This window comes from Streptomyces sp. NPDC059456 (genome assembly GCF_042750055.1).
Classification (GTDB): Bacteria; Actinomycetota; Actinomycetes; order Streptomycetales; family Streptomycetaceae; genus Streptomyces.
Map to the genome: position 1 here is coordinate 1 of NZ_JBHYVA010000460.1, position 6,902 is coordinate 6,902.

Consider the following 6,902-nt stretch of genomic DNA (forward strand, 5'->3'; position numbering starts at 1 on the left):
TCGGGACCGGCTGCCCGCCCTGGCCGTGCTGAACCTCGACCTGGCCGGGGCGAAGCTGGAGTTGCGCCTGCTCGGAGCCTCGCACCAGGTGCTCCCGGGCTCGTGGAGCGGAAAGTTCCGGCCCGCGGGGCCGGTGTGGCGTGACGCGCGGGACGCCCGGGATTGAACACGTGAACTGAGTAGCCCCCGGGGGGATGTAAACCCAACCAAGTTGGGTAAAAACGCTGTGAGTGCCGTGCCTTTCATGATTCCCTCGGTTGAGTAGACCAGTCCTCGGACCTCCCTGGACTTCCTGTGGACCCGTGCCGGTGTCCCCCCACCCGTTGACTACCGCTGGCGGGCCCCGGCCCATCTCCCTCGCGCGTTTGCGGAGCCGACTCATGCTCACGACCCTCCAGACCACCTACACCGACACGCGTGCCGCCGATCTCGCCTGGGCGCTCGGTCGGGACCGGCTGCCCGCCCTGGCCGTGCTGAACCTCGACCTGGCCGGGGCGAAGCTGGAGTTGCGCCTGCTCGGAGCCTCGCACCAGGTGCTCCTGGAGGAGGGCGCGGTGCTCTGTTCGGAGACGGTCGCCTGTATGCCCGGCAGCCGCACGCCGCTGCCGCTCGGCGTGGCGAAGCGGATGGGTGACTGGGACTACGAGTTCGCCGCGCGGGTGGAGACCCTGTCGCAGGGCTCCTTCGCGGGGCGTGCGCAGGAGCTGCTCGCGCTGGTCGCGGATCACCCGAACGGGTTGGCCGGAACCTTTCCCGGCAGCCCGCACGCCTTCACCGCGATGCTCGCGCAGCGCCACGAGGGGCAGGTGCGCTGGCGGACCTGGCACGCGTACCCGCAGGAAGGCCAGTTGGTGGCCACTCGTACGAGGGTCGGGGTGCGCACGGGCGCGTCCACCGGAACCCTGGAGTCCGCCGCGCGGTAGCGACGGGACCGGGCCTCGGCCTTCCGGGGGGCGCGGAAGCCGCGAGCGCCCCCGCACGGTTACGCCAACCGGCTGAAACCGTACGTCACTTGCACCCATGTGGGTGACGGGATGCAAGTGGGCGGTGACGTACGGTTCGCTGCATGATCGACCGTTCCGTCCCGCGCCGGGTGCTCCCGGCTCCGGAGCCGCGGGGCGTGGCGAGCCTTCCGGCCGCCCTGCCCGTACGGCCCCGGACCGGCCGAATCCTCGTGCTGGCCACCGTGTTCGTCTGCGCCGCCTGCGGGCTCGTGTACGAGCTGGAACTGCTCGCCCTCGGTTCCTACCTCATCGGCGATTCCGTCACCCAGGCGTCCGTCGTGCTGTCCGTCATGGTCTTCGCGATGGGCGTCGGATCACTGCTGGCCAAACGGCTCCGCAACCGGCCCGCCGTCGGCTTCGCGGCCATCGAGGCGGGCCTCGCGCTGCTCGGCGGGCTGTCGGCGATGGCGCTGTACGCGAGCTTCGCCTGGCTGGGCGAGTCGAGGCCCGCGCTCGTGGCCTTCTCCTTCGCGATCGGCGTGCTCATCGGTGCCGAGATCCCGTTGCTGATGGTCCTCATCCAGCGCATCCGCAGACAGGACGCGGGCGGCGCGGTCGCCGACCTGTTCGCCGCCGACTACGTGGGCGCCCTGGTCGGCGGGCTGGCCTTCCCGTTCCTGCTGCTGCCGGTGCTCGGCCAGCTCACCGGCGCCATGCTGACCGGCACCGTCAACGCGGTCGTCGGCGCGGGCCTCGTCCTGTGGCTGTTCCGCCGCGACCTGAGCCGGCGCGCCCGCTGGCTGCTGATCATCGCGAACGTCACCGTGCTGTCCGCCCTCGCCTGCGCGACCGTGCTCGCCGACGACTTCGAGGGGGTCGCCCGGCGCGCCGTCTACGGCGCCGAGGTCCGCGTCGCGGAGCAGACCGGCGTCCAGGAACTCGTCCTGACCGGGCCGGCCACCGGCTCCCCGCGCTCCCTCGACCTGTTCCTCGACGGCCGGCTGCGGGTCAGCGGCTACGACGAGTACCGCTACCACGAGGCCCTCGTGCACCCCGCGATGACCGGCCCGCACAGCCGGGTCCTGGTCCTCGGCGGCGGTGACGGGCTCGCCGCCCGCGAGGTGCTGCGCTACCGCGACGTCACCTCCGTCACCGTCGTCGAACTCGACCCCGGCGTGGTCCGGCTCGCCCGCACCGACCCGATGCTCTCCGCGCTCAACGGCCACGTGTACGAGGACCCGCGGCTCGGGGTCGTCACGCAGGACGCCTTCCGCTGGCTGCGGGGGCCCGGTGCCCGGGACGGCTTCGACGTGATCGTCTCCGACCTCCCCGACCCGGGGATCACGCCCAGCACGAAGCTGTACTCCCAGGAGTTCTACGGGCTCGCCGCGCGGGCCCTGCACCCCGGCGGGCGGATCGCCGTGCACGCCGGACCGCTGGCCACGCGCCCGCGCACGTACTGGACGGTCGAGGCCACCCTGCGCGCGGCCGGCCTGTACACCGCGCCCTACAGCGCGGGCGGCCGGCTCTCCGGCTTCGCCGCCGGCCCCGACCGCAGCCCCGGCACCGCCGAGACGCCACCGCAGGACTGGGGCTTCGTACTGGCCGGCCGGGACCGGGTCCCCGCGCTGCGGGTGGATCCCGACACGCCGGGGCTGCGCTCGCTGTCCACGCAGTCCCTGCGGGACGCCGCGCGCGACGCCGAGCGCACCCGCGTGGCGGGCCTGCCGCCGTCGACGCTCCCGCACCCGCGGTATTCGTAGGTGCCGCACCGGGCGCGGGAGGGCCTCGCGTCGGTAGGCTCGTCCACATGGAGCATCAGGTGTTCGTTCCGGTACCGGCAGACGACCTCCGCGCCGTGCTGCGCGACCCCGCCCGGGTGGCCCGCTGCGTACCCGGGCTCCAGCAGGACGCCGACGCGGCGTCCGGGCCCGTGTCCGGCCGCCTCAAACTGCGGGTCGGCGGGAACACCGTCACCTACCGCGGAGCCCTGACCGTCACCGAACGGGCTCCGGACCGCTTCACCGTCTCGGGAGAGGGCGCGGAGATCCGCGGCAGCGGCACCGTCAAGCTGGCCCTCGCCCTGCTGCTGACCCCGGTGGGCGACGGGACCCGGCTGGAGTTCACCGCCGAGGGCGCCGCCGACGGGCGGGCCGCCGCCTTCCCGGCGGAGGCGACCGCGACCGCCGTTCAGCGGCTCCTGGACCGGGCCGCCGAACAGCTCGCGGCGCTGGCCGGGCCCCGGGAACCGGTGACCGACGTCATCGCCGAGGCGGAGGAAGCCGAGGAGGCCGAGGCCGGCGCGCACGACGCAGAGAACGGCGCAGACGGAGACGACGACGGGGTCACGGAGGTCACCGCGTCCGTCTTCGACACCGATGTGCCGCCCCCGTCCCTGGAGCCCTTCATGGACGGCGACTTCGAGGGGCTCCCCGACCTCGGCCGGGCCGGCGACATCGGCGACCTCGGGGACATCGGGGAGATCGAGGAGTTCGGCGCGGCCGCGCAGCCCCCCGCCGAGGCCGCCCACGCCCGCCGCACCATGATCGGCCGCAGCGCCGAGGAAGTGGACCACGCGCCCCCGCGCGGCCGCTACGCCCCCGTCCCGGCCCCCGCGAACGCGGGCGCCGGCGCGAACCTGCGCTGGCTCGCCCCGGCCGCCGCACTGGCTCTGGCCTCGGCGGTCGTCGTCGGTCGAGCCCTGCGCCGACGCCGCTGACACCTCGTTAGAGTCGGTCGCATGAGTACGCAACTGAGCGCGGCCGGCGCCGAGGTGACCATCGACCAGGAGAACGGCTGCCGGATCGGCAGCCTGCGCATCGACGGCACGGAGCTGCTGCGCCAAGGCCCTCACTACGGCGCGTTCCCCATGGTCCCGTTCTGCGGACGCACCGCGAACGGGCGGTTCCAGGACGGGGCCACCGTCCACCAGCTGCCGATCAACCAGCCGCCGCACGCCATCCACGGCTTCGGCCGCGACGCCGCCTGGCGCCCCGCCGGCGTCACCGGCACCACGGCGGCCTTCACGTACGACCTCGCCGAGCCCTGGCCGTACCCGGGCCGGGTCACCCAGATCTTCGAGCTCGGCACCGATGCGCTGACCGTCACCATGGGCGTGGAGACGTACGGCGACTCCTTCCCGGCCCAGGCGGGCTGGCACCCCTGGTTCCGGCGCAACCTCGGCACCGGCGGTGAGGACGTACGCCTCGACTTCGCGCCCTCCTGGCAGGAGGAGCGCGGGGACGACCACCTCCCCACGGGCAAGCGCATCGACCCGCTGCCCGGCCCCTGGGACGACTGCTTCGGCATGCCGGAAGGCGTCGAGGCCACCCTGACCTGGCCCGGCGCCGTCGAGCTGAAGATCACCAGCCGGGCCGAATGGGTGGTGGTGTACGACGAGCAGCCCGAGGCGGTCTGCGTGGAGCCGCAGTCCGGCCCGCCGAACGGGCTGAACACCCTGCCGCGCCTGGTCAGCCCCGTGGACCCGCTGGAGATCTCCATGACCTGGACCTGGCGGCGGCTGTCCCAGCCGGCGCCGGCGCGCAATTAAGCTCGGGGCCATGAGTGACGTGCGCCAGGCGCTTCTGCAGCAGATCAAGGACAAGGCCGTCGTGCACGGCAAGGTGACCCTCTCCTCCGGCAAGGAGGCCGACTACTACATCGACCTCCGCCGGATCACCCTGGACGGCGAGGCGGCCCCGATGGTCGGCCAGGTCATGCTCGACCTCACCGCCGAACTGGACTTCGACTGCGTCGGCGGTCTGACCCTCGGCGCCGACCCGGTCGCGACCTCGATGCTCCACGCGTCGGCCGCGCGCGGTGGGCGCCTCGACGCCTTCGTCGTCCGCAAGGCGCAGAAGGCCCACGGCATGCAGCGCCGTATCGAGGGCACCGACGTGAAGGGCAAGCGCTGCCTGGTCGTCGAGGACACCTCGACCACCGGCGGTTCTCCGCTGACCGCCGTCGAGGCCGTCCGCGAGGCCGGCGGCGAGGTCGTCGCCGTCGCCACGATCGTGGACCGCGGGGCCGCGGACGCCATCGCCGCGGCGGGCCTGCCCTACCTCACCGGCTACCGGCTCGGCGACCTCGACCTCGCCTGATCTCGCATTGTGGCCGCCCGGAGAACTGGTGACTTCGGTCCCCGGGTCTCCGGGCACAGGTCCTGACCTGCCCTTTCCCCCAGGCGCGGAGTGTTTCACGTGAAACGGTCCGCTCGGCACGGGTGGAGTGTCGCGCGGAGTCTGGAAAGATGAGCGCGACGGTTACGTCGCCCCCAGGTCAGGGCCAGCAATCGCACACTCCCCGCACATCCAAGGAGCGGACAGATGCCCATCGCAACCCCCGAGGTCTACAACGAGATGCTCGACCGGGCGAAGGCAGGCAAGTTTGCCTACCCGGCGATCAACGTGACCTCGACCCAGACCCTGCACGCTGCACTGCGCGGCTTCGCGGAGGCCGAGAGCGACGGCATCATCCAGATCTCCACCGGTGGTGCGGAGTTCCTGGGTGGCCAGTACAAGAAGGACATGGTGACCGGTGCGGTCGCCCTGGCCGAGTTCGCGCACATCGTTGCCGCGAAGTACGACGTCACCGTCGCGCTGCACACGGACCACTGCCCCAAGGACAAGCTGGACGGTTACGTCCGCCCGCTCCTTGAGATCTCCGCCGAGCGCGTGGCCCGTGGTCTGAACCCGCTCTTCCAGTCGCACATGTGGGACGGCTCCGCCGAGACCCTGGCCGACAACCTGGCCATCGGCCAGGAGCTGCTCGCCAAGGCCGCCGCCGCGAAGATCATCCTCGAGGTCGAGATCACCCCGACCGGCGGCGAGGAGGACGGCGTCAGCCACGAGATCAACGACGAGCTGTACACCACCGTCGACGACGCGATCCGCACCGCGGAGGCCCTCGGCCTGGGCGAGAAGGGCCGCTACCTGCTGGCCGCCTCCTTCGGCAACGTGCACGGCGTCTACAAGCCGGGCAACGTCGTCCTGCGTCCCGAGCTGCTGAAGGACCTCCAGCAGGGCGTCGGCGAGAAGTACGGCAAGAGCAGCCCGTTCGACTTCGTCTTCCACGGCGGCTCCGGCTCCTCCGAGCAGGAGATCGCCACCGCGCTGGAGAACGGCGTCGTGAAGATGAACCTCGACACCGACACCCAGTACGCCTTCACCCGCCCGGTTGCGGACCACATGTTCCGCAACTACGACGGTGTCCTGAAGGTCGACGGCGAGGTCGGCAAGAAGTCCACCTACGACCCGCGCACCTGGGGCAAGCTGGCCGAGGCCGGCATGGCCGAGCGCGTCACCGAGGCGTGCGCGAACCTGCGCTCGACGGGCACGAAGCTGAAGTAGTACCACCTGTCACGGCCGAAGGGCCCGGGCGCCGTCCCACGACGGCGGCCCGGGCCCTTCGTCGTGGCGGCTCCCGCTCCTCCGGTCGACAGCTCCGGGAGGGTGGGTGAGCATGGATGGGCGGTCGCCTTTCGGCCCTCGGACACCGTTGTGACGGTGAGCGCCGTCAGCCCCGCGGCCCGCACTCCCTGGCTTCTCCCTGATGGGAGCACCCTCATGCATCTGCACATCCGACGCGCAGTGGTTGCGCTGTCCGCGTTTCCGCTCGTCCTGTCCGGTGCGATCGTCCTGGCGCCGGCCGCCGGTGCGGCACCTGCTGCGAGCTGCACGGTCACACCCTCGGCGGACGGGACCTCGGTCACCATCTCCGGCGAGGGCTTCACGGCCCCCCGCAACCTCAACGACGGCGAGAGCACCGAGCGCCTGAACGTCGACAGCACCGGGCACTTCCTGCTGAAGCGCTTCCAGAAGAACGTCGACTACACCGTTCTCGCGGTCAACGAGGACCAGCCCTTCGTCTTCGTGAACTGCAAGCGCGTCAGCGCGCCGAGTACCACGTCGCCGAGCCCCCAGACACCGAAGCCCCAGATGCCCACGCACACGCCCAGTC

8 protein-coding genes are annotated in these 6,902 nt (G+C 72.1%); all 8 read left to right on the forward strand.

Annotation, left to right across the window (positions count from 1 at the left end; genetic code table 11):
• The coding region (locus ACFXA3_RS30280; protein ID WP_385191796.1) for a DUF2617 family protein at positions 1-166 on the forward strand (166 nt) is incomplete at its 5' end.
• Positions 167-380: 214 nt separating this feature from the next.
• Positions 381-923: a DUF2617 family protein gene (locus ACFXA3_RS30285; RefSeq protein WP_385191787.1), complete on the forward strand. Its 543-nt coding sequence runs from the start codon at positions 381-383 to the stop codon at positions 921-923.
• 143 nt (positions 924-1,066) lie between these two features.
• A complete protein-coding gene (locus tag ACFXA3_RS30290; protein ID WP_385191788.1) occupies positions 1,067-2,707 on the forward strand; it encodes a polyamine aminopropyltransferase in 1,641 nt (546 codons plus the stop codon).
• A gap of 47 nt (positions 2,708-2,754) precedes the next feature.
• Complete coding sequence (locus ACFXA3_RS30295) at positions 2,755-3,663, forward strand: SRPBCC family protein (RefSeq protein ID WP_385191790.1); 909 nt, start codon at positions 2,755-2,757, stop codon at positions 3,661-3,663.
• A 21-nt stretch (positions 3,664-3,684) separates the two neighbouring features.
• A complete protein-coding gene (locus ACFXA3_RS30300) occupies positions 3,685-4,494 on the forward strand; it encodes an aldose 1-epimerase (protein WP_385191791.1) in 810 nt (269 codons plus the stop codon).
• 10 nt (positions 4,495-4,504) lie between these two features.
• Positions 4,505-5,044: an orotate phosphoribosyltransferase gene (pyrE, locus tag ACFXA3_RS30305; protein WP_385191793.1), complete on the forward strand. Its 540-nt coding sequence runs from the start codon at positions 4,505-4,507 to the stop codon at positions 5,042-5,044.
• A gap of 225 nt (positions 5,045-5,269) precedes the next feature.
• Entirely contained in the window at positions 5,270-6,292 is a 1,023-nt protein-coding gene (fbaA, locus tag ACFXA3_RS30310) for a class II fructose-bisphosphate aldolase (protein WP_385191794.1), read from the forward strand.
• A 216-nt stretch (positions 6,293-6,508) separates the two neighbouring features.
• Positions 6,509-6,902 (forward strand): hypothetical protein (locus tag ACFXA3_RS30315; RefSeq protein ID WP_385191795.1); only part of this gene is annotated, 394 nt, incomplete at its 3' end.

Bases quoted from the DNA above. Each gene is read 5' to 3' on its own strand.
- ACFXA3_RS30285 (WP_385191787.1), top strand. From the start codon at position 381: ATGCTCACGACCCTCCAGACCACCTACACCGACACGCGTGCCGCCGAT.
- ACFXA3_RS30290 (WP_385191788.1), top strand. From the start codon at position 1,067: ATGATCGACCGTTCCGTCCCGCGCCGGGTGCTCCCGGCTCCGGAGCCG.
- ACFXA3_RS30295 (WP_385191790.1), top strand. From the start codon at position 2,755: ATGGAGCATCAGGTGTTCGTTCCGGTACCGGCAGACGACCTCCGCGCC.
- ACFXA3_RS30300 (WP_385191791.1), top strand. From the start codon at position 3,685: ATGAGTACGCAACTGAGCGCGGCCGGCGCCGAGGTGACCATCGACCAG.
- pyrE (WP_385191793.1), top strand. From the start codon at position 4,505: ATGAGTGACGTGCGCCAGGCGCTTCTGCAGCAGATCAAGGACAAGGCC.
- fbaA (WP_385191794.1), top strand. From the start codon at position 5,270: ATGCCCATCGCAACCCCCGAGGTCTACAACGAGATGCTCGACCGGGCG.